This window comes from Kocuria rhizosphaerae (genome assembly GCF_044462265.1).
GTDB lineage: Bacteria > Actinomycetota > Actinomycetes > Actinomycetales > Micrococcaceae > Kocuria > Kocuria rhizosphaerae.
Genome location: NZ_JBISWL010000004.1, coordinates 1 through 22,071, shown reverse-complemented (window position 1 = coordinate 22,071; position 22,071 = coordinate 1). Strand labels below are relative to the sequence as shown.

The 22,071-nt window shown below is 73.8% G+C and carries 20 protein-coding genes and 1 pseudogene; 5 read left to right on the top strand and 16 right to left on the bottom strand.

Features of this window, described 5'->3' with window-relative positions; translation table 11 throughout:
* Window positions 1-17 precede the first annotated feature (17 nt).
* Both ACH9EU_RS00215 and ACH9EU_RS00210 read right to left on the bottom strand, forming a co-directional pair.
* Window positions 18-1,010 carry an asparaginase gene (locus tag ACH9EU_RS00215; protein WP_396411914.1) on the bottom strand — a complete coding sequence of 331 codons (993 nt, stop codon included), beginning with the start codon at window positions 1,008-1,010 and terminating at the stop codon, window positions 18-20.
* Window positions 1,011-1,192: 182 nt separating this feature from the next.
* Window positions 1,193-1,888 carry an FCD domain-containing protein gene (locus ACH9EU_RS00210; RefSeq protein ID WP_396411913.1) on the bottom strand — a complete coding sequence of 232 codons (696 nt, stop codon included), beginning with the start codon at window positions 1,886-1,888 and terminating at the stop codon, window positions 1,193-1,195.
* Window positions 1,889-2,005: 117 nt separating this feature from the next.
* Here ACH9EU_RS00210 and ACH9EU_RS00205 point away from each other — a divergent pair, with 117 nt between their 5' ends.
* Entirely contained in the window at window positions 2,006-4,423 is a 2,418-nt protein-coding gene (locus tag ACH9EU_RS00205; RefSeq protein ID WP_396411912.1) for a glycoside hydrolase family 31 protein, read from the top strand.
* Between the two features lie 298 nt (window positions 4,424-4,721).
* On the top strand, window positions 4,722-5,156 hold the full coding sequence (locus tag ACH9EU_RS00200) for a hypothetical protein (RefSeq protein WP_396411911.1): 435 nt from the start codon (window positions 4,722-4,724) through the stop codon (window positions 5,154-5,156).
* Window positions 5,157-5,602: 446 nt separating this feature from the next.
* Here the strand turns inward: ACH9EU_RS00200 and ACH9EU_RS00195 are convergent, their stop codons facing one another.
* Window positions 5,603-6,322, bottom strand: coding sequence for a GAF domain-containing protein (locus tag ACH9EU_RS00195; protein WP_396411910.1), 720 nt, complete (start codon window positions 6,320-6,322; stop codon window positions 5,603-5,605).
* Between the two features lie 317 nt (window positions 6,323-6,639).
* On the opposite strand from ACH9EU_RS00195, the gene ACH9EU_RS00190 reads away from it, so the two are divergent.
* Entirely contained in the window at window positions 6,640-7,356 is a 717-nt protein-coding gene (locus tag ACH9EU_RS00190) for a GAF domain-containing protein (protein WP_396411909.1), read from the top strand.
* Window positions 7,357-7,426: 70 nt separating this feature from the next.
* Here the strand turns inward: ACH9EU_RS00190 and ACH9EU_RS00185 are convergent, their stop codons facing one another.
* The 5 genes from ACH9EU_RS00185 to ppc all read right to left on the bottom strand — a co-directional run bounded on the left by ACH9EU_RS00185 (window position 7,427) and on the right by ppc (window position 12,812).
* Entirely contained in the window at window positions 7,427-7,693 is a 267-nt protein-coding gene (locus ACH9EU_RS00185) for a hypothetical protein (RefSeq protein WP_396411908.1), read from the bottom strand.
* A 20-nt stretch (window positions 7,694-7,713) separates the two neighbouring features.
* Complete coding sequence (locus tag ACH9EU_RS00180; protein WP_396411907.1) at window positions 7,714-8,433, bottom strand: GAF domain-containing protein; 720 nt, start codon at window positions 8,431-8,433, stop codon at window positions 7,714-7,716.
* A gap of 144 nt (window positions 8,434-8,577) precedes the next feature.
* Complete coding sequence (locus ACH9EU_RS00175) at window positions 8,578-8,955, bottom strand: hypothetical protein (protein WP_396411906.1); 378 nt, start codon at window positions 8,953-8,955, stop codon at window positions 8,578-8,580.
* Between the two features lie 9 nt (window positions 8,956-8,964).
* Window positions 8,965-9,684, bottom strand: coding sequence for a GAF domain-containing protein (locus ACH9EU_RS00170; RefSeq protein WP_396411905.1), 720 nt, complete (start codon window positions 9,682-9,684; stop codon window positions 8,965-8,967).
* 320 nt (window positions 9,685-10,004) lie between these two features.
* A complete protein-coding gene (ppc, locus tag ACH9EU_RS00165; RefSeq protein WP_396411904.1) occupies window positions 10,005-12,812 on the bottom strand; it encodes a phosphoenolpyruvate carboxylase in 2,808 nt (935 codons plus the stop codon).
* Between the two features lie 205 nt (window positions 12,813-13,017).
* On the opposite strand from ppc, the gene ACH9EU_RS00160 reads away from it, so the two are divergent.
* A complete protein-coding gene (locus ACH9EU_RS00160; protein ID WP_396411903.1) occupies window positions 13,018-13,485 on the top strand; it encodes a hypothetical protein in 468 nt (155 codons plus the stop codon).
* 100 nt (window positions 13,486-13,585) lie between these two features.
* Window positions 13,586-14,161, top strand: coding sequence for an isochorismatase family protein (locus ACH9EU_RS00155; protein WP_396411902.1), 576 nt, complete (start codon window positions 13,586-13,588; stop codon window positions 14,159-14,161).
* 41 nt (window positions 14,162-14,202) lie between these two features.
* On the opposite strand, the gene ACH9EU_RS00150 is transcribed toward ACH9EU_RS00155, so the two are convergent.
* The 8 genes and pseudogenes from ACH9EU_RS00150 to ACH9EU_RS00115 form a co-directional block, all read right to left on the bottom strand.
* A complete protein-coding gene (locus ACH9EU_RS00150) occupies window positions 14,203-15,237 on the bottom strand; it encodes an Atu2307/SP_0267 family LLM class monooxygenase (protein WP_396411901.1) in 1,035 nt (344 codons plus the stop codon).
* Window positions 15,238-15,323: 86 nt separating this feature from the next.
* Complete coding sequence (locus ACH9EU_RS00145; protein WP_396411900.1) at window positions 15,324-16,028, bottom strand: hypothetical protein; 705 nt, start codon at window positions 16,026-16,028, stop codon at window positions 15,324-15,326.
* A gap of 289 nt (window positions 16,029-16,317) precedes the next feature.
* Window positions 16,318-16,569 carry a hypothetical protein gene (locus tag ACH9EU_RS00140; RefSeq protein ID WP_396411899.1) on the bottom strand — a complete coding sequence of 84 codons (252 nt, stop codon included), beginning with the start codon at window positions 16,567-16,569 and terminating at the stop codon, window positions 16,318-16,320.
* Between the two features lie 294 nt (window positions 16,570-16,863).
* Window positions 16,864-20,403, bottom strand: a complete 3,540-nt coding sequence (locus ACH9EU_RS00135; protein WP_396411898.1) for a proline dehydrogenase family protein — start codon at window positions 20,401-20,403, stop codon at window positions 16,864-16,866.
* Window positions 20,404-20,535: 132 nt separating this feature from the next.
* Window positions 20,536-21,009 carry a DUF2867 domain-containing protein gene (locus ACH9EU_RS00130; protein ID WP_396411897.1) on the bottom strand — a complete coding sequence of 158 codons (474 nt, stop codon included), beginning with the start codon at window positions 21,007-21,009 and terminating at the stop codon, window positions 20,536-20,538.
* Between the two features lie 106 nt (window positions 21,010-21,115).
* On the bottom strand, window positions 21,116-21,514 hold the full coding sequence (locus ACH9EU_RS00125) for an NUDIX domain-containing protein (RefSeq protein WP_396411896.1): 399 nt from the start codon (window positions 21,512-21,514) through the stop codon (window positions 21,116-21,118).
* Window positions 21,511-21,828 (bottom strand): hypothetical protein, encoded by a 318-nt coding sequence (locus ACH9EU_RS00120; protein ID WP_396411895.1) that lies wholly within the window; start codon window positions 21,826-21,828, stop codon window positions 21,511-21,513. Before ACH9EU_RS00120 ends, ACH9EU_RS00125 begins: the two co-directional genes overlap by 4 nt.
* Window positions 21,829-21,870: 42 nt before the next feature.
* A pseudogene (locus ACH9EU_RS00115) lies at window positions 21,871-22,071 on the bottom strand (sugar ABC transporter ATP-binding protein); the annotation flags it as partial.

Below are 22,071 nucleotides of genomic sequence, written 5' to 3'. Positions count from 1 at the left end.
AGCGGCGGGGCGGTCGGTCAGAGGGTGAGGTCGACGGCGTGCAGGGCCCCGACGGTGCGGCCCCCGCCGAGCACGGGGACGCGGTCCAGGCCGACGAGCGCCGCGGGGTCCGCCCCGAGCCGCCGCAGCACCTGCACGGTCACCGGCATCCGGGCGCGGTCGGCGCCGTCGGCGATCTTCACGGCCACGCCGCGTCCGTCCGGCAGGCCCACGAGCTGCAGACCCTCGAAGCCGTCCTTGGCGAGCAGGCCGGGGACCCGGCGCATCAGTTCGGTGACGTCGCGGCCCTCCCCGGCCACGTGCTCGGGGTGCCCGGTCATGGCGGAGGCGACCCGGCCCTCGGGGGTCCCCGGGGCGGCCGCGGCGAGCCGGGCGTAGGCGGTGGCCATCCCCCGGAGGGGAACGGCGTGCAGGGGGGTGCCGCAGCCGTCGGTGCTGGCGGGACCGAGGGCCTCCCCGGTCAGCTCGGCCACGACCTCGGCGATCAGCAGCTGCAGCGGGTGGGCGGGGTCGGTGTAGCCCCGGACCCGCCAGCCGTTGACCCGGCAGGTGGCGACCATGGCCGCGTGCTTGCCCGAGCAGTTCTGGGCCAGGCGCGAGGGCCCCTCCCCGGCGCGCAGAGCGGCGTCCCGCTCCGCGGATCCGTACGGCAGGTCCGGCACGTTCTCCAGGTCGGTCTCGTCCGCCCCGTGCCCGGCGAGGATGCGGCGCGCGCCGTCCCGGTGCGGGGTCGCGCCCGAGTGGCTGGCCGCGGCCAGGGCCAGCAGCGGCCCGGGCAGGCCGAGGCCGGCGCGGAGCATGGCCACCGCCTGCAGGGGCTTGAGGGAGGAGCGCGGGTAGAAGAGGGCCAGGGGGTCCCCCGCCGAGAGCAGGATCCGCCCGGAGTCGTCCGTCGCGACGAGCGAGCCGTGGTGGACGCTCTCGACGACGCCGTCGCGGGTCTGCTCGGCGACGGGCACGTGCTGCGGGCGGGAGGTGGTCAGGGGTGCCTCAACGGCGGCGGCGGTCATGCTGGTCCTTGCTGGGAGTGGGCGGCGCGGGCGCGCGCCGACGGGAGGCGCCGGACGGCGCCCCGGGCGGGCACGTGAACGGGAATGCGAGCGGGAACGTGGACGCGACGGTGCGCGCGGTGACGGGGACGACGGCGGCGGGGCGGTCGGAGCGGACCCGCGCCGGAGCGGAGGCTGCCGGGCTACTCGCCGGTGATGGTGCCGAGGGCGTCGCGGACGGCCGAGAGGTGGTCCTGCATGGCGGTCTCGGCCTCCTCGGTCGCGCCGTCGCGGATGGCGTGGAAGATGCGCAGGTGCTCCTCGTCCGAGCGCTTCTGGCGGTCCGCCACCACGTTGAGGGTCTCCGACTGGTGGGAGAGCGCCTCGCGGATGTCGGCGATGACCTTCTCGAACACCCGGTTGTGGCTGATCCGGGCGACGGCGGCGTGGAAGCTGGTGTCGAGCTCGACCCAGGCGTGGGGATCGTCCTCGGCGGCCATCGCCGTGACGACGTCGTGCAGGAACTGCACGTCCTCCTCGGTGCGGCGGCGCGCGGCGAGGCCCGCGGCGGGGACCTCGATGTGCGGCCGGGCCTCGTGCAGGTCCCGGGCCGAGTAGGCGCCCAGGGCCAGGTCCTCGGCCACCCGCCCGGAGACGACGAAGGTCCCCTTGCCGGTCCGGCTCACCGTCAGCCCCAGGGCCGCGCAGGAGCGCAGGGCCTCGCGGACCACGGACCGGCTCACCTCGTACTGCTGAGCGAGGGACGCCTCCGAGGGCAGCTTGTCCCCCACCGCGAGGCGTCCCTCCCGGAGCTGCGCCAGCAGGTCCTTGAAGACGGCTTCGGCCGCGCTGAATCGCTCCACCGGCTGTCCGGCTGTCCGGCTGTCTGACAGGTTCATGTCTTCAGCATGAGGCAGGTCACACCCGACTGTCAAGGGGAGCCCTCCCGGCGCGCGGCCGGGACACTCCGCCCCGGCCCGGGAACCGGGTCCCGGTCCGGTGCATAGTGTGGTGGCATGCCTCTCCCCCACTTCCGTCCCACCGGCAACGGATCGGCCCACCCCGACGCCGTGGTCGCCGGCGCGAACCACCGCATCACGGTGCTGACCGACGGCCTGCTGCGCCTGGAGTACAGCCCGTCCGGCCGGTTCGAGGACCGCCCCTCCGCCTTCGCCGTCGACCGCCGCTTCCCCGTGCCGGAGTTCCGGGTGAACCGCACGGCGCACGGGCTCGAGCTGATCACCGACCGGATCCACCTCAGCTACGACGGGGGCGAGTTCACCCCGCACGGGCTGTCCGTCCAGATCCGCGGCGGGGTGACCAACTACCACAGCGTGTGGCGCTACGGCACCCCGGTCCCCACGCTCGGCGGCACCGCGCGCACCCTCGACGAGGCCGACGGTCCCATCCCCCTCGAGCCGGGCATCAACTCCCGCGAGGGCTTCGGCGTGGTCGACGACTCCGCCTCCGTCCTGCTCACCGAGGACGGCTGGTACGCGCCGCGCTCCGGCGAGGAGGGGGCCGTGGACCTCTACTTCTTCGGCTACGGCCACGACCACCAGGAGGCGCTGCGGGCGTTCTACGCGCTGTCCGGGCCGCAACCGGTGCTCCCCCGGTACGCCCTGGGCAACTGGTGGAGCCGCTACCACGCCTACGACGAGCCCGAGTACCGGCAGCTGGCCGAGGACTTCGCGGACCGCCGCCTGCCCTTCTCCGTGCTCGTGGTGGACATGGACTGGCACCTCACCGACGAGCACGTGGAGCGCCACCACGGCTCCGGCTGGACGGGCTACACGTGGAACCGGGAGCTCTTCCCGGACCCGCGGCGCTTCCTGGCGTGGGCGCACGAGCAGGGGTACCGGGTCACCCTCAACCTGCACCCGGCCGACGGCGTGCGCTCCTTCGAGGAGTCCTACCCCGCGATGCTCGAGGCCCTGGGCCGGGACCCCGGCGCGGAGGAGCCCGTGGCCTTCGACGTCACGGACCGGGATTTCGTCTCCGCGTACTTCGAGGTCCTGCACCGCGGCCTGGAGGCCGACGGCGTGGACTTCTGGTGGATCGACTGGCAGTCCGGGGAGCACTCCCGCCTGCCCGGCGTCGACCCGCTGTGGGTGCTCAACCACTACCACTTCCTGGACTCCGCCCGGGACGGCAGCCGCCCGCTCACCCTGTCCCGGTACGCCGGCCCCGGCAGCCACCGCTATCCGGTGGGCTTCTCCGGGGACACGGTGATCTCCTGGGCCTCGCTGGCCTTCCAGCCGCACTTCACGGCGACGGCGGCCAACATCGGCTTCGGCTGGTGGAGCCACGACATCGGCGGCCACATCTTCGGCGCCCGCGACGACGAGCTCGCGACCCGCTGGCTCCAGTACGGGGTCTTCTCCCCGATCCTGCGCCTGCACTCGGGCAACAACGACTTCATCGCCAAGGAGCCGTGGCGCTACCGCTCCCCGTACGCCGAGACCATGGAGCGGTACCTGCGCCTGCGCCACCGGCTGCTGCCCTACCTGCACACCGCGAACCGGGCCGCCGCCGTCGATGGCGTGCCGCTGGTCCGGCCCCTGTACTTCGAGCACCCCGAGGCGGAGCAGGCCCACCGCTACGACCACCAGTACCTGTTCGGGCCCGAGCTCATGGTCGCGCCCGTCACCACCCCCGTGGACCCCGTGCTCACCCGCGCGGCGGTGCCCGTGTGGCTGCCGGAGGGGACGTGGATCGACCTGTTCACCGGCGCCGTCCACGACGGCGGGCGCGAGCTCGTGATGCACCGGGACCTGGGCACGCTGCCCGTCCTCGCCCGCGCGGGTGCGATCGTGCCCCTCGCCGGATCCGACGACGACGCCGCCCCGGACGTCGGCAATCCCGCCGAGCTCGAGGTGCTCGTGGTGGCGGGCGCCTCCCACACCACCGTGCTGGACGAGGACGACGACGTCGGCGACGGCCTCGACCCGGCCCGCTGGGCGCGCACTCCCCTCGGTCTCGACGCGGCCGCCGGCGAGGTCGTGATCGGCCCGGCGCGGGGCAACCTCGGCTGTCTGCCGGCCGCCCGGACCTGGACGGTCACCCTCCTGGGCGCCGGGGCGACGGCCGATCCCGACGTGACGGTGGACGGGGCGCCGGCCGCACCGGCCGTGCGGCGCACGGACGACGAGCGCGGGGTCCGGACCTCGGTCACGGTCGCCGACGTCCCGCCCGGGGCGCGGCTCGTGCTGCGCTGCCCCGGGCTGCGCGAGGTGGTGGCCCCGGACCTGGACCGCCGGGTCTTCGCCCTGCTCAACGACGCCCAGATCGACTACGACGTCAAGGAGCGCGTGCACGGGGCCGTGCGGCAGGACCCCGTCGGCGCGCTCGCCCAGGCCCCGGCCCTGGGGCTCGAGGGGCCGGTGCTCAACGCGCTCACGGAGCTCGTGCTGGCCACGCGGCCTCGAATCTGACCTCTGGTGCCGAGTCGGCCGGAGACGCGGGCCGTGGGATGGTCGGGCATCGGACCATGGCGCCCACCTGCGGAACCCCACGGCCACACGATCCGCGAGGGACCCTGCCGGCCGACACGCAGGGTCGTGCGCACGAGGGCAATGCGGTCGCCGGGACAGCGAGAACAGAACGCGGGATCGGCGCACGCGCGGTCCTGAGCACGCCGTGCTCGGCCGATGGTGCCGTGGATCGGAGGCCCTGGGCTCCCGATGACTGCGGACGTGCCGTGTCCCACACCGCCGGACTCGGGGCGATATCGTGACGGGTCGCCAGGACGAGCCGTCGTCGCCGAGGCTGCTCCGGTTCTCGACCGGCCGGGTTCCCGCGAGCCACCGCATCGAGCACTGGGCGTCGCACGACGCCGAGGCGCTCATCGGCCTGGACATCCGCACGCTCGAGAACTCGCCCCTGATGGCGGAGGAGATCAACCTCCACTTCCCGGCCCGGCGCTTCGCCCGCGTGAAGGGCTCCGCACAGATCGCGGAACGGTCGGAGCGGCTCATCGCCGAGCACACCACCGGGGACGTGGCGATGTTCTTCGCCCTCGGCGGGAAGGCCTTCTTCCAGCACTCCACGGGGATGATCCTGCCCACGGCGGGCCGGGCGGTGCTCCACGACGCCGACCAGCCGTTCGTGCGCGGCTTCTCCTACGGCGTGCGGGAACCGGCGCTCACCGTTTCCCGTGAGGAGTAGGCGCGCCTGTCCCGCGGGAGGTCCCTCAGGGAACCAATGGTCACGACCCGGGTGGAGCACCGACGGCGTCGCGGCCCCGGGGCGCCCGGCGCACCTCCACTTCGAAGCCTCCGGCTCCCGGCCGGTCACCCAGCAGCTGCACTTCCCCCGTCGACCCGCACCACGAGGACGACATCGCCTCGGCCGTCACGACCGAGCTGATGCTCGAGCCCCGCACCGACGGCGGGGAGGGCGAGGAGACCTTCGAGGTCCTCGAGGCCGCCTCCAGCCACCGCAACACCCAGCCGCGGCAGGTGGCCGCGGACCTGGTCACCGCCGTGGACGGCGAGGCAGTGCGGATCCGACCGTTCGTGAAGGTTGTTGCCGCCGAGCCACTGCCTCAGCTGCGGTCCCCGCCGGTGCATCCGGGCTCCGCGGGGAGTCTCGGCACCGGGGATCTGCCGGATTCACGTCGTCGAGGTCCTGCCGTGGTCCAGGACCTGGTGGGCGATGTCCACCAGCGTGCGGTCCTGGGACCGCGAGGCTTCCATCAGGCGGGTTCGTGCGGTCTCCTCATCGATGCCGCTGCGGCCCATGAGCACCCCGGTGGCCATGTCGATCTCCCGCCGGTCCGTCAGCGCAGTCTCCAGGGCACGGTCCGGCTGAGGTGAGGTCTTCGGCGTCCGGGCTGCCCCGAAGAGGATGGCTGCTGCCTGGGCCAGCAGTTCCAGCATCCGCTCGTCGTCGGCGGAGAAGGCCCCGGCCCTGGTGGCGTAGACCTGCAGCGCTCCGATCGGCTCGCCGGCGTAGATCAACGGAGTGCTCAGCACCGACCGCACTCCCAGTCGCAGCGCCCCGGCCGACCAGCGCGGCCATTGCCGGTCGGTGGCGGTGTCCTCCAGGCGCTGGGGTGAGACGGTCTCCCACGCACTCAGGCACGGGCCCTGGCCCAGTTCGTACTGCAGGTCGTCGGCGTCCTCGACGACACGATCGGTGGCGGCCGTGGTGGTCTTGCGTCCGTCCTCTCCCCGCAAGGACACCCCGGCCCCTGCGGCGGAGTCGATCAGCTCCCGGGCCACCTGGCCCAGCTGGTGCACGGCGCTGGTGGCAGAGCCCGGGCGCCGGACCGTGCTCTGCAGACGGGCGAAGGCCGCGGTCAGCTCGGCCACGGACGGTGCGGTGTTCACGATGGTTCCCCCGGCCCGGCCGGGCGGCCCCGTGCAGACGTGCGCGGAACCGCTCAGCGACAACAGCAGGCGATCCGATCGACCCCTGCTCCATGACTCGAGAATACTCCGGAGGCGATCCGTGGCGCACTCCGCTCCCGACCAGGTGGCCCCGACGGGCCCGCCTGCCCCGCGACGCGCCGATGTTCCGTGGCCTTGTTCGGCCCCGTGCTGTCGGCATGGCAGCCCAAGGGTGAGAATGGTGGTGTCGGCAGGCGGAGGGCCTGCCCGAGGGGCAAGCCGTCCCAGGGGCTGACGGGCTTGTCGGAGGAGAAGCGATGGAACCGGATCCGGCGGTGGCCGGGCTCAGTGCTGCCCTGGCCCGCGTCCGGGACGTGGTCCTGGACGCGGGAACCGCCGCCGAGTCCGTGGGCCGGCTGGTGGAGGTGGCCCGGCAGCTGATCCCCTTGGCTGCCGGGGCGGGGATCAGTCTCGTCGACGAGGACGGGGAGTGCAGCACGGTCGCGGCCACCGGGGAGGCGGTGGTCGCGGCCAACGCGCTGCAGTTCGAGCTCGGGGCCGGCCCGTGCCTGCGCGCCTGGGACACGGTGAGCCCCCAGTACGTCGCCGACACCGCGACCGATCCCCGCTGGCCGATCTGGGCCCGGAAGGTGGCCTCGGCGGGGATCCGCTCCGTGCTGTGCGTCCCGCTGGTCGTCCAGGGCCAGGAGATCGGGGCGCTGGAGATCTATGCCACCGAACCCCACGCCTTCACCGACCACGAGGAGCACCTGCTGAATCTGCTCGCCGGCCCGGTCGCGGTTCTCCTCGGGGCGGACCGCACCGGGCGCCGGGCTCCTCGCCTCGACCAGGCGCTGCACGAGGCCACAACGGAGCGGGACCGGATCGAGCGCGCCGTGGGCATGCTGATGGAACGGCGGCACCTGACCGAGTCCACGGCCCGCACCCGGTTGCTGGACACCGCCCGCGACCAGGGTGAGACCCTCGCCCGGACCGCCGAGCACGTCCTGGACAAGACTCGTCCACCGGACTGAACGACCACGGTGTCCGGCCGTTCCGCACGGCAGCGCCACGACCGCGGAACCGGCGCCTGCGGGAGCCGCCTCAGCCCTCCTCTGCGTTGTCGCCGTCGACGAGGTCCGAGACGTAAGGGGCCTGTGGCGGGGGGATCCTGGCGATCAGCTCGTTGGCCGCATGCGCCAGCAGATCACGCTGGAAGGGCGGCAGGCTGAAGGACTGGTGCAGGTAGGCATCGACCTCGGTCTCCCCGGCCTCACCCCCCAGGCTGAAGTAGTGCAACCACAACTCGTCCCTGGTGATCCCGGCCTGCTGGAGGGCCTTGCGCAGCAGACGGGCCTGTTCGCGGGCCACGGCATCATCATCCGCCGGCACTAGGCATCCGCGCCGGGGGAATCGGCCAGTACCGCCCGGGCGATCTCCAGCAGGGGACGCCCCTGGTCCCGGGAGGCCTCCAGCAGCGCCACCCGAGCCTGGTGCTGATCCAGGCCGCGGCGTTCCATCACGATCCCGGTGGCCACATCCACCGTCTGTCGATCCGTCAGGGCGGTGCGCAGGGCCTGACTGAGCTGGTGCGGGGCCTCTGAGGTCTGCGCGGCGCCGAGCAGGGTCGCCGCCGCCGCCGCCAGCAGGCTCAACCGCCGCTCGTCCGCAGCGGTGAACCCGTCAGCGGTGGTGGTGTAGACCTTCAGTGCCCCGATGCAGTGGCCCTTGTACAACATCGGAGCGCTCATCGCCGATCGGACCCCCAGCCGGAGCACCCCAGCACACCAACCCCGCCACCGGGTCTCGGTGGCCGTGTCATCCACCCGCTGCAAGGACTCGGTGGCCCACGCGCTCAGGCACGGGCCCTCCCCCAGCTCGTACTGCAACCTGTCGCCGGCCTCGGCGACCACGTCCGTGGTTCCGGTGGACATCGTGTGCCCCTGGTCGTTGATCAGAGACGCCCCGGCACCGATCGCGGAGTCCACCACGTCCTGGGCGACCTCGGCCAGCTGTTCCACCGCGGAGGTCGCGTTCTCCCGGCTCAACAGCATTCCGTGGATGCGGGCGAAGACCGTGGTCAGCTCCGTACCCGAGAACTCGGTGTCCATGGTGGCCTCCCGCAACCCTGAGTGTCCTCCGCTCCCCCGACGTCCGGCGGCACAGGGGCGATTCGTTCGGTGGAGGACCTTACCCGCCAGAATACTCCGGCTCCCCCGGCGATCAGCCGCCGCGCCTCCGGCCGATCAGCGCGTTCACCGCCGCGCCCTCCCGTCGGCACCTGACGCACCGTCGGGGCCCTCACCCGCGCCGCCGTCAGCGTCGACGTCCGAGGCCGTCTCCCGGTGGTCACCGGCGCCGTCGCCCCTGTCACCGGCAAGGACCTCGCAGGCGTAGAGGGCCCAGCGGCCGGAACCGCGGTCGATGAGCTCGTTGGCCGCATGAGCCACCAGGTCGCGCTCGAATCGCGGCAACCGCAGGGCGTGATGGAGGTAGGCGTCGACCTCCACCTCCCCCACCTCCCCGCCCAGCCGGAAGTAGTGCAACCACAACGCCCCCACCCCGATGCCCGCCGCGTCCAGCACCCGGCGGAGAACCCGCGCCTGCTCGGAGCTCACCCCGTCGTCGTCCACGACGGTGTCCTACCCTTCCCGGTCCGGCGGGCGGTTCAGCGTCTGGCGGGCGACCTGGGCCAGGGGCCGGTCCTGGAGCAGAGCCTCGTCCAACAGCGCTGCCCGGGCCTCCTGGACGTCGGTGCCGTGGCGCTCCATGAGCACCCCGACCGCGACCCCCACCTCCTGCCGGTCCGCCAGGGTCGACTGCAGGGACTCGCTCAGCCGGTGCGGGGCGTCGGTGGGCTGCGCGCAGCCCAGCAGCACCGCCACCGCCCCGGCCAGCAGACCCAGGGTGCCCTCGTCGTCCTCGGTGAACACGCCGGGCTCACGGGCATAGACCTTCATCGCCCCCAGCCGCCGGCCGCCGAGCACCAGCGGGACGCTCACCACCGAGCAGATGCCCTGACCACGGGCGGACGCACACCACTGCGGCCAGCGGCTCTCGGCAGCGGTGTCGTCGATGCGCACCGACGCACCGGTGGCCCAGGCGCTGAGGCACGGACCCTCACCGAGCTCGTACTGCCGGGCATCAGCGGCAGCGGTGAGGGCGTCGGTGGCGCCCGTGGATCTCGGCCCACCGGGGCTGTCGAACAGGGAGGCGCCGGCGCCCACAGCAGTGCCGATCACCGCGCGGGCGACCTGGGCGAGCTGGTCCACCGCCGCGGTCGCGTTCTCCTGACTCAACAGCATGCCCTGGATACGGGCGAAGGCCACGGTCAGCTCGGAAACAGAAGGATCGGGGTCCATGAGGGCTCCCCTCGTCGTGACGACGACCGGAGTTCACGTCCTGGCGTCGATGACCGCCCCGCCCGAAGGGGTGCGTCTCAACAGTTTGCCCTGGTCCTGGACTTTCAGACTACGCCGGCTCCCCGCGGGCACAACCCTTCCCCGGCCTCTGCCGACCTCCTGCATGTCAGGGCGCTGTCGGGTGGATCAGGCAGGGGCGACGACGACGAGCCGCCGGCCGGATCCTCGCCGTGCACCGTGGGCCACCGTCCGCGCCGGGCCGCCCCGTTCCCCGGCGTTCGAGCGGAGCCTCGACGCCGGGGAACGGCCCGCCGGGACGCTCAGCCGGTGTTGCGCAGACCGGCGGCCACCCCGTTGATGGTGATCAGCAGGGCCCGCTGCAGGCCCTCGTCGATCTCCCGGCCCGCGGCCTCCTGCTCCCGGATGCGGTGCAGGAGTTCCACCTGCAGGTAGGAGATCGGGTCGAGGTACTGGTCCCGCACCTCGAGGGTCTGCTTGAGCGTGGGGTTGCCGTCCAGCAGCTCCCGCTCGCCGGTCAGCCGGGTGAGCTCCTCGAGGGTGAGCTCGTACTCGCGGCGGATCACCTCGAAGAGGTGGTGGAGCCGCTCGGGCACGAGCGCCCGGACGTAGTGGGAGGCGATCTCCAGGTCGGTCTTTGCCATGGTCATCTCCACGTTGGAGACCACGGAGCGGAAGAAGTGCCAGCGCTGCACCATGGCGCGCAGGTCCTCCTCCATGCCGGCCTCGCGGGCGGCGCGCAGGCCCGAGCCCATCCCGAACCAGCCCGGCACGATCTGCCGCGACTGCGTCCAGCCGAAGACCCACGGGATGGCGCGCAGCCCGCCGAGGCCCTTGTCCGACGACGGCCGCTTGGCGGGCCGGGAGCCGATGTTCAGCGCGCCCAGCTGCTCCACGGGCGTGGAGGTCACGAAGTACTCGGGGAGGTCGGGGTCCTCGACCAGGCCCGTGTAGGCGGCGAACGCGGCGTCGCTGGCCACGTCCATGACCTCGCCCCAGCGGGTGAGCTCCTCCTCCGAGGAGCGCGGGTCCTGGTGCAGGGCGGTGGCCCGCAGCACGGCGGCCAGGGACAGCTCGAGGTTCTCGCGCGCGAGCGCGGGCAGGGAGAACTTGTCGCTGATCACCTCGCCCTGCTCGGTGAACCGGATCTCTCCGGCCAGGACGCCGCTGGGCTGGGCCAGGATCGCGTCGTGGGTCGGCCCGCCGCCGCGGCCCACGGAGCCGCCGCGGCCGTGGAACAGCCGCAGCCGCACGCCGTGCTTCGCGGCGACGTCGCGCAGCCGGCGCTCGGTGCGGTGGATCTCCCACCGGCTGGTCAGCACGCCGGACTCCTTGTTGGAGTCGGAGTAGCCGAGCATGACCTCCTGGAGGTCCCCGCGCGCGGCCACCACGCGCCGGTAGGCGGGGTCGGAGAGCAGCTCGTCGATGACCTCGGCGGAGCGTCGCAGCTCGTGCACGGTCTCCAGCAGGGGTGCGAAGCCGATCGTGGCTCGGTCGCCGGCGCTGCTGAGGTCCACGAGCCCGGCCTCGCGGGCCAGGATCACGGGGGCGAGGATGTCGTCGGCCTCACGGGTCATGGACACGATGTAGGTCTCGACGATCTCCTCGCCGTAGGTCTCCTGCGCCCGGGCGATCTCGCGGAAGACCGCGAAGGTGCGGTCGGCGTCGCCGTCGAGGTGCACCGCCCCGGTGGAGAGACCCGGCGGGGCCAGCGGCCGGCGGCCGGCCAGCTCCCCGGCGAGCACGCGGGCGCGGGTCGCGCGGTCCATCTGCGCGTACGGCCCGTCGAGCTCCCCGATGCGGTCGAGCAGCTGCCCGACGGCGTCGTGGTGGGCGTCGGCGTGCTCGCGGACGTCCAGGGTGGCCAGGCCCAGGCCGAAGCCCGCGATGGTGCGGGTGGCGGCCGCGAGCGTGCCGTCGGCGGCCAGCCCGCCGGAGTTGTTCCGCAGCGAACGGGCCACGACGTCGAGGTCCTCGATCAGCTCCGCGGTGGTGCGGTAGTCCCGGCCGGGCTCGTGCGGGGTCTCCTCGGCGAACCGGCGGCGAGTGTTGATGAGCTTGCCCTTGATGCAGGTGAGCTTGAGCCGGTAGGGCTCCTGCGCGTTGAGCTCCAGGACCCGCGGGTCCAGGCCGGGCAGGTGCGCGACGTCGCGCTCCAGGGACTCCACCAGCTCGGGGTCCACGTCCACGATGGCCGTGGAGGAGGACAGCCGCGAGACCAGCACGTCCAGGAAGCCGAGGGCGAGGTCCACGGCCGCCTGCCCCTGGAGCCGCAGCACCTCGCGGGTCATCTCAGGGGTCACGTTCGGGTTGCCGTCCCGGTCGCCGCCGATCCAGGAGCCGAAGCGCAGCGGCGGGGCGCCCGCGGGCAGGTGCACCTCGTGCTGGGCGAGCTGGTCCTCGAGGTCCGAGAGCAGCACGGGCATGGTCTCGGTGAGGACCTCCCGCAGGTAGTACAGGGCGTTGCGGGCCTCGTCGAGCGGGGTGGGCCGGTTCTGGCGCAGCTCGTCGGTCTGCCACAGCAGGTCGATGAGCTCGGCGAGCCTCCGGTCCTGGCTCCGGCGCGCGGCCGTCCCCTCGGGGGTCTCCTGGGAGAGGATGTCGGAGAGATGCCGGATCTTGGTCAGCACCGACCTGCGCGAGGCCTCCGTGGGGTGCGCGGTGAACACCGGGCGGACGTCGAGGAGGTCCACGGCCTCGCGCAGCTTCTCCGCCCCCGCCTCCTCGGTGATGTCGGCGACGGCCGCGGCGATCCACCCCTGGTCCTCGGGGCGCTGCCCGAGCACGCGGACGCGGTGGACCTGCTCGGCCGCGTTGGCCAGGTGGAAGTAGTGGGCGAAGGCGCGCACCAGGTCGGTCGCCCGGTCCAGCGGCAGGGAGCCGAGGAGCTCCCGGACCGGGCCGGCGGCGCCGTCCTCCTCGGCCGTCTTGGCGTCCTTGGTGAGCCGGCGGACCTGCTCCACCAGCTCCAGCAGCTCCTGGCCGCGCTGGCGGGTCAGTGTCTCGCCCAGAAGGGTGGTGATGCGGCGGACGTCGGCCCGCAGGGGGGCGTCGATCACCCCGGCGGGGCTCCGGTCGAGGTCCGTGGACCGGTCGTGCTGCGTCGTCATGGTCGGCTGCTCCTGGCTGGTCGGTCGGGGCGGAAGCGCGCACGACCGACGAGCGGTCGCGCCGTCGGTGCCTGTCCTTCCACCCTACCCGGGACCGGGACGGCGTGTCCTGCGCCACCGTGACGCGCGCCCGGCCCGTGCCCGGGAGGCCGCCGGGACGGTAGGTTCGGCGGTGAGCGCAACAACGTGCCAGGAGGAACCCGTCATGGCCCAGAACCCGCACGGCGACGCCCCGCACGGGCCCGCGGCCGGACCGCCGCACCGGCCCGGGACCGCCGGGTTGCGGCTGCTGCTGCGGCTGACGCTGATCTCCTTCGCGGCGAGCGTGCTGGACGGCGTGGTGCAGGGGCTCACCGGCTCCGGACCGGTCCTCGTGCCGAGGGGGCTCACGGCCGTCCCCGGGCTCTCCACCGCCGTGCTGGCCGCCGACCTGGTGCTGACGACGGCTCTCTACACCCTCGTCTGGTTCCCCCTGCGCCGGCGCCTCCAGTGGGGGTGGGTCCTGGGCCTCGTCTTCTGCTCCCTCGCGGTGCTCGGCGGCGTGTTCAACCTGCCCGTCTTCGTGCTCGACGGGCACCTCCCGGCCGCGGCGAGCACCCTCGTGCTGGTCGCCGTCAACGTCCTCTGGCTCACCGTCGCGGGCCGGTCCGACGTGCGGGCGGTCCTGCGCTGAGGGACCGGTGCCCCCGCCGGGCGCGGAGCCGCCACGCCGTCGACGGTACGTATGCTGATCGCACCCACAGATCGGAGCACTCCCGGACGGAGAGGACACCATGACCCACCACCCCGCGCAGAGCCGGACGGCCCTGCTCGCGATCGACATGCAGAACTCCTACTTCGAGTTCCCCGAGCTCGAGGAGCAGCGGGAGTCCGTGACGGCGAAGGTCAACGAGCTGATCGCGGCGGCCCGCCGGGGCGGCAACCCCGTCGTCCTCGTCAGGACCCAGCACGAGCGCGACCGCTCGACCTGGACCGTCAACATGCACGACGACGACGAGGGCTTCGCCTACCCGGGCACGGAGCAGGCCCAGTACGTGACCGGCCTGGACACCGAGGGCGGCGTGGGTCTCGTGAAGACCCGGGACAGCGCGTTCTTCGACACCGACCTCGCGGCCCGCCTGCGAAACCTCGGCGCGGGGCACCTGGTGCTGTGCGGGGTCTCCACGCACAGCTGCGTGTCCCAGACCGCGGTCGACGCGTTCGCCCACAACTTCCGGGCCGCCGTGGCGCGGGACGCCGTGGCCTCCGAGAACCCCGACCTGTCCCGGGCGCTGCTGGCCTTCCTGGCCGACGAGATGCGCCAGGAGATCCTGGAGCAGGCCGAGGCCGTGTCGCGGCTGCGGGGCTGAACGGCGCGCCCTGTCCCGCCCGGCGCTCCGGGCTCGGGCGGCTACGCGTCCGCGGCCATGTCGTCGACCAGCCGGCGCACCTCGGTGCCGAACAGCTCGATGCTGCGCGTCATGCGGGCGTGGTCGAGGGTGCCCACGGCGTACTTGAGGTCGAAGCGCGAGGCGCCCAGCGCCGTGCACGAGCGCACGATCTTGCGCGCCACGGTCTCCGGGGAGCCGACGAAGTAGGCGCCCTCCGGCCCGCACATCGCGTCGAACTCCGAACGGCCGAGCCGGCCCCAGCCGCGCTCCCGGCCGATCCGGTCGTGGGTGTACGCCTGGTGCGGGAAGAACTCGTCGCGGGCCTGCTCGTCGGTCTCCGCCACGTAGCCCGGGGAGTGGAAGGCCACCGGCCGCGGCTCCTTCCCGAAGTGCTCGAGGGCCTTGCGGTAGTGGTCGGCGAAGGGTGCGAAGGCGGCCGGGCGGCCGCCGATGATCGCGAAGATGACCGGCAGCCCGTAGTGGGCGGCGCGCACCACCGAGCTGGGCGAGCCGCCGACGGCGATCCACGTCCGCAGCCCGCCGGACTCGGTCTTGGGGTAGACCTCCAGGCCGTGGATCGGCGCGCGCAGCCGGCCCTCCCACTCGACGGGCCCCTCGGCGCGCAGCACGTCGAACAGCTGCAGCTTCTCCTCGAACAGCGCCTCGTACTCCTCCAGCGGGTGGCCGAACAGCGGGAAGGACTCGGTGAAGGACCCGCGCCCCAGGATGACGTCGGCGCGGCCGGAGGAGAGCGCGTCCACGGTCGCGAAGCGCTGGTAGACGCGCACCGGGTCGTCGGAGCTGAGCACCGTCACGGCCGAGCCGAGACGGATCCGCTCGGTCACCGTCGCGATGCCCGCCAGGACCGTCTCGGGCGAGGAGACCGCGAAGTCCTCCCGGTGGTGCTCGCCGACCCCGAAGAAGTCGAGGCCCAGCCCGTCGGCCAGCCGGGCCTCGGCCACGACGTTGCGGATCACCCGGGCGCCGCTGAGCATGCGCCCGTCCGGGCCGGGGTAGACGTCGCCGAAGGTGTTGAGGCCGAGCTGGATCGTCACGGGGAGCTCCTGGTCGCAATTTTGTGGACGTATCTATAAAGACGGCTCGTCCCCGTTTTGTTCCGGCCCCTCCCGGCGGTCCCGGATCAGCGCGTCAGCCACTCCCAGGCGGTGTGCTTCTCGGGTCCGGGGACGCCGCTGACGATCCAGGCGACGTCGTCCGTCGAGAGCGGGAAGGGCCGCTCCCCCTCCTGCTCGGGGTCGAGCTCGTCGCCGTGCTCGAGGCTCCACAGCTCCGCGAAGACCTGGGTGGCCCCGTGCCGTGCGAGGAGCTGCTCGCGGACGTCCTCGGCGCGCTCGTCGAGGTGGTCCTGGAGAAACCCCGCGAGCTCTGCCGCGAAGCCGTCGGGGTCCTCCTCCGCCCGCTCCGGCTCGAGGTCCCAGAGCCGGCGCACGACCGCGAGCACCTCGTCGTCGTCCAGCGGGGCGCCCTCCCGCCGGGGGTCCGGAACGCCGGCCGCCGGCCGCTCCCCCGCCGCGACGGCCAGGAACCGTTCCTGCAGGACCAGCAGCGCCGCCACCGTCAGCACGTCCCGCACCCGAGGGCCGGGACCGGCGTCGGCGTCGCCGTCGTCGGCGTCGTCGTCGTCGAGGGCCTCGTCGCCGGGTCCGGGGGCGAGGAGACCTTCCCAGGCGTGGCGCACCCAGGCCCAGACACGGTCGGCGTCGACGGAGCGGATCGCGGAGGGGCGCCAGCCCGCGGTCGCCGCCCGCCACCGGGCGTCGAGGGCCGGATCGCCCCGGACGGTCGCGGCGGGGCCGGGCGGCTCGGCGGGCGGGTGACTGAACACGGTGGCGCTCCTGAGGTGGTGGGGTCCGGCGGCGGACCGGTGGAGTGGTGCGGTTGCGCGGGCTCGACGTCCTGGTCCGCCCAGGGTAAGGGCCGGACGTTCCATCCCGGCCAGGCGTCGGTCACAGCGTGTCCGCCTGTTCCTGGCACCTGATGCCGCAGACTCGTGCCGGCAGGGCCTCGACGGCCCCGGAGGACGGATGCAGACGGCCGGACACCGACCGTGGGGGCGGTACGCGTGTGCCGTGCGCACCCGCGACGTCGTCGAGCGTCTCCGGCCCCCCCGTGCCTCACTCAAGGCTGACAGAGAGGGCGAGGAGAACCGGCCGGCTCCCCCGGTCGAGCCGGCGGAGTGGTTCTCCGTCGAGGCCGAGGTCGACGAGCACGGCCGGCGGGTCGACCCGGACGACGCCGTGGGCCTGCTCGTCCACCCCGACCGGGACGACCTGGCCGAGGCGCCGGCGGAGCAGGCCGGGGTCCGGTCCGTGGTCCAGCTCGACCGCGCGGTGCTGGTCGTGAACTCGCCGGCGCTGTGCGCCCACGGGCTGCGCGCCACCGTCGTGCAGGCCGTCGCCGCCTCCCACGGGAGGGCCCGCGACCAGGTCGCCCGCCCGGGCGCCGTCACCCCGGACCGGGGCGAGGACACGCGGACCGTTCCGGCGCCGGTGGACGGCCACCGTCACCGAACGCAGCGGCGCCCCGGTGTCGCCGCGCCGGCGGGGGACCCGGCCGCACGCGCTGCCGCTCCGGGGACACGCCGTCGCCAGGTGCGGCCTCGGAGCGGTGGACGGGCCGACCTGAGCCGCCGACCCGGCACCGGCTCCCGCCGGCCGCGGTCAGGCCTCCACGGGTTGCGCCGGCCCGCCCGTCGGCTGCGAGGCGGCGATGAGCCGGTGCACCACCGTCTCGGCGTCCGAGGAGGGGTTGCCGAACCGGTGCATCGTGATGGAGACGGCCTGCTCCGCGAGCATCCGGAGCAGCTCGATGCGCGGGGCCCCGACCACCGGGTCCCCGAGCACGGCGACCTCGGGCCGGTCCGCGAGCGCCTCGGCGAGCCCCGGTGCGGACCCGACCACACGGATCCGCCCGGCCCCGTGCGGGAAGGGCCAGTCGGCGGCGACCTGGACGAAGGACTCGTCGTCGCAGGGGTCCGCCACGGAGCGGAAGAGCTCCTGCACCTCCCCGGGCATCTCCGCGGACGGCACGAGGACCACGGGGGAGCCGGAGCGCACGGCGGCCAGCCCCACCCGGACGACGTCGGCGAGCCGGGCGTCCTCGGTGGCGCGCACGACGACGTCGCGCGGGCGGTAGCGGAACAGGTTCGCCTCGGCGTCCAGTCCGGTGGGGTCCTGGGCGCGGCCGAACTCGTGGTCCCACCAGGCCTGGTCCCGCTCCGCGCACGCGGTGAGCCAGGCGGCGTCGGCCTCGTTCAGGAGCGGGCGCAGGGCGTCGAGGTGACGGGCGATCGTCGTCGACGGCGTGGATCCCGCTCCCTCGTCGTGGTCCTCGGCCGCGTCGCGGAACGGGGCCCTCTGCCAGGAGCCGAGCTGGACGAGGTAGTTGGGTCCGCCGGCCTTGGCTCCCAGGCCCACCGAGGACCTCTTCCAGCCGCCGAAGGGCTGGCGCTGGACGATGGCGCCGGTGATGCCCCGGTTGACGTAGAGGTTGCCCGCCTCGACGAGGTCCACCCAGGTGCTGATCTCCTCGGGGTCCAGGGAGTGCAGCCCGGCCGTCAGCCCGTACTCGACGGCGTTCTGCAGCTCGAGCGCCTCGTGCAGGTCCCGGGCGCGCATGAGGCCGAGGACCGGGCCGAAGCACTCGGTGCGGTGGAAGAAGGAGCCCGGGGCCACGCCGGTCTTGATGCCGGGTCGCCACAGCCGCCCGGTGTCGTCGAGCAGCTCCGGCTCGAGCAGCCACTCCTCCCCCGGCTCGAGGCGGGTCAGGGCACGGTGCAGCTTGTCGGCGGGCTCCGTGATCACGGGGCCCACCGATGCCTGGAGGTTCTCCGGCATGTCCACGACCATGGAGGACGCGGCGTCCAGCAGCTGCCGGCGGAACCGGTCGGACTCCGCCACGCTGCCGACCAGGATGCCCAGGGACGCCGCCGAGCACTTCTGGCCGGCGTGGCCGAAGGCGCTGGTCACCAGGTCCCAGACGGCGAGGTCCCGGTCCGCGCTCGGCGTGATGACCATCGAGTTCTTGCCCGAGGTCTCCGCGGTCATGGCCTTGCCCGGGCGCCAGGAGCCGAACAGGCGGGCGGTGTCGTAGGCGCCCGTGAGGATGATCCGGTCGATCCCGGGGTGGGAGACGAGGGCCTGGCCGACCTCACCCTCGACCGAGTCCACCAGCTGCAGCACGTCGCGCGGGACCCCGGCCTCCCAGAGCGCCTCGATCACGGCGGTCGAGCAGCGCCGGACCTCGGGGGCCGGCTTGTGCAGCACCGCGGCCCCGGCGGCCAGGGCGGCGACGGTGGACCCGGTGGGGATGGCCAGCGGGAAGTTCCACGGCGGGGTGACCAGCACCAGGCGGTCGGGGACGAACCGGGCGCCGTCCACCTCCTCGAGCTCGAGGGCCCGCCGGGCGTACCAGCGGCAGAAGTCGACGGCCTCGGAGACCTCCGGGTCCGACTGGCCCAGTGTCTTTCCGCCCTCGGCGCCCGCGACGGCGAGCAGGTGACCCCGCCGCCCGGCCAGGACGTCGGCCGCGCGGTTGAGGATCTCCGCACGCTCGCGCGCTCCCCGCTCGTGCCAACCCTCGGCGGCGGCCCGTCCCGTGGACACGACCCGTTCCACGTCCTGCGCGTTCAGGGGCCCGGGGACGGGCAGGTTCTCGTACCACTGCCGGTCGCCGATGCGGGCCGCGATCTCCTCGGCCCACGCCTGGTTCGCGGGCACGGCGACGTCCGTGTCCGGCTCGTTGCGGAACGGCTCGTCCAGGGACAGGTGGGCGGAACCGGCACCGGGGCCCGTGCGGTCCTGGGTGCGGGCGGGGGCCGGGGCCGCGGCGTCGTGCGGGCCCAGGGCCTCGAGGGCGGCGCGGAAGCGCTGCTCCTCCCGCGCGAAGATGTCGTTGTCCGGTTCGAGCGCGAAGATCCCCGACATGAAGTTCTCGGAGGAGGCGTTCTCCTCGAGCCGGCGCACGAGATAGGACACGGCCACGTCGAACTCCGCGGGGCGCACGGCGGGCACGTAGAGCAGCAGCTGCCCCACGTCCTCGCTCACGGCGTGGGCCTGCTCCACGGCCATGCCCTGGAGCATCTCGAACTCGATCCGGTCCGTCACGCCCCGCCGCTCGGCGAGCAGGTGGGCGAAGGCGATGTCGAAGAGGTTGTGCCCGGCCACGCCCAGCCGCAGCCCCCGCATCCGGTCCGGCACGAACAGCCAGTCCAGCACCCGCTTGTAGTTCGTGTCGGTCTCCTGCTTCGAGCCCCACGTGGCCAGGGGCCAGCCGTGCAGCTCGGCGTCGACGCGCTCCATGGGCAGGTTCGCGCCCTTCACGAGCCGCACCTTGATCCCCGCCCCGCCGGCCGCCACCCGCTCGGCGGACCACGCCGAGAGCCGCCGGACCACGGACAGCGCGTCCGGCAGGTACGCCTGGACCACGATCCCCGCCTCGTAGCCGTGCAGCTCGGGGTGCTCGAGCAGGCGCGTGAACACCTCCGTCGTCAGGTGGAGGTCGGAGTAGACCTCCATGTCCAGGTTGATGAACTTGCTGCCCTCGGGAGCCTCCGCCGCCGCCCGGTATACGGGCAGCAACCGGTCGACGACCTTCGTGACGGTGCCCTCGAACCCCCAGTGGGAGAGCTGGGGCACCACGGAGGAGACCTTGATGGAGACGTAGTCGACGTCGTCCCGGTCCAGCAGCTCGGCGGCGTCCGCGAGGTGCTTGCCGGCCTCCTCCTCGCCGAGGACCTCCTCCCCGAGCAGGTTGATGTTCAGCCGGTGGCCCTGGGCCGTCAGCTTGCGCACGGCCTGGCCGAAGGGCTTGGGCCGCGCGTCGACGATGAGGTGCCCCACCATGTGGCGCAGCTGGGCGCGGGCGGCGGGGACCACGACGTGCGGCGCCTTGGTGGAGAGCGCCGAGCCGAGCCGGACCTCGGCGCGGTCGGCGGCGGGCATGCCGCGGGGCACGATGCGCGCGAGCGCCCGGAGCGCCCTGGCGGCGGCACGGACGTCCTCGGTGCGCACGACCCGGTCCACGAACCCCACGGTGAACTCGAGCCCGTGGGGGTCCTGGAGGATCCCGGCCAGCCGGTCGGCGGCGCCGTCACGGTGCCGGTGCTCCCGGCCGGCACGGAGGAGCCACTGCCGGACGAGGCCCACGGCCTCGTCCGCCAGGGCCCGGGAGTCGGGGACTGCAGGGGCGTCGGCGGTCATGGTGGCACTCTCCTGGAGCATCGGCCCGGCCGCGGCACCGGGGCACACCCCCGGTCACCGGCCGCCTCCACCGGGCGTCTGGACAGCCGGTGGCTCCACGCTACGGCCCGGCGGCCCGGCGGGGAAGAGCCGTCAGGCCTCCGCGCGCCGCAGGACGTCCGTGGCCAGCCTGCCGAGGACCGCCCGGTGCGGGGCCAGCGTGGCGTGCCAGTAGGCCCGGCCCGCCGTCCCCGCCGGCCGGAAGACCGTCGTCTGGCGGTACACCAGCGTGCCGTCCCCCCGCGGCTCCAGGGAGATGTCCAGCCAGGCCTGGCCCGGCATCCGCACGAGCGAGCGCAGCCGGAGCCGCCTCGGCGGCTCGAGCGCCTCCACGATCCACCAGTCCAGCCGCTGACCGACCGCCAGATGGTCCGGGTCCTCCCGGTGGCGCAGCCGGCCGGGCGGCAGGCCCAGCCGGTTGGCCGTGGCACGGGCGACCCACACGGGGTCGGTGCTGTACCAGCCCCGCCGGCCGCCGATGCCCTCGACGACGGCCCACACGGCCTGCTGGTCCGCGGTGGTCGTGCGCTCCACGGTGTCGACGTAGAAACCCCGGGTCTGTCCCATGCCCCTATCCAAGCACGCGACGGCCGGGCCGAGGAGGGGCGTGCCGGGCGTTCCCCGCCGCGAACGGACGCGCCCCTCCCCCCCCTCCGGCCCCGGCGGGGCGCCTTCAGCGCACCACGACGCCGAAGCGCACCAGGTGCTCCAGCAGGCCGTCGGTCGTCTCCAGCGCCGCGAGCTCGGCGGGGGCGACCCAGCGCACGGCGTCGGCGTCGTCGCCGGGGCGCAGCCCGCCGCCCAGGTAGGTCGCGGCCACGTCGTGGACCTCGTACACCACGTCGGCGCCGCCGGGGATGCGGACCACACCGAGCTCCCGGTCGGGGCGCACCCGGGCTCCGGTCTCCTCGAACGTCTCGCGGACCGCGGCCGACTCCGGGGTCTCGCCGGCCTCGATCTTCCCGCCCGGCACGCTCCAGCGGCCGCGCTGCGGCTCCCGCCCGCGCCGGACCAGCAACAGCCGGCCGTCCGGGTGGACGACCACCGCCGCGGCGGCCTGGACGATCCTCATGGGCGTGACCCTAGCAGCGTGGGCAGTCCCGGCCGCCAGAGGCCGAACCCGTGATGCCGGCCAGGGAGTTCACGGATACCGGCAGGGAGCCCACCGGGCTCGCTCATCCCGTGGACCACGTCCCGGATCATGGTGAACGCCGGCACCGAGTCGATCAGGATGCTGCCGTACGCCTCCTGCCCCAGGTGGTCGACGTTCGTGTCCGGGGAGACCCACGTGACGAACCCGTTGTCGAGCACGAAGACGAAGGGCAGGAGGACGAGGGCGAACAGCCGGCCCAGCACCGGATGGGAAGTGTCCGGTAACCAGGTCATCCGCAGGTGAACGGGCAGCGACCTGTCCCGCGGCGATCGGGGTCAGTCGGGGAGCCGGTTGCCGGTGGCGGCGTCGAAGAGGTGGACGTGCTCCAGGGTGGGGGTCACCCACATGGTGGACTCGGACTTCGGCGGGTTGCGTCCCTCCACGCGGACGATGAACTCGTGGGCGTTGGGGTCGTCCTCGGCCCCGGTGGTGTTGTCCACCGGCACCACGGTGTTGGCCGCGGTGACCGGGGCGAG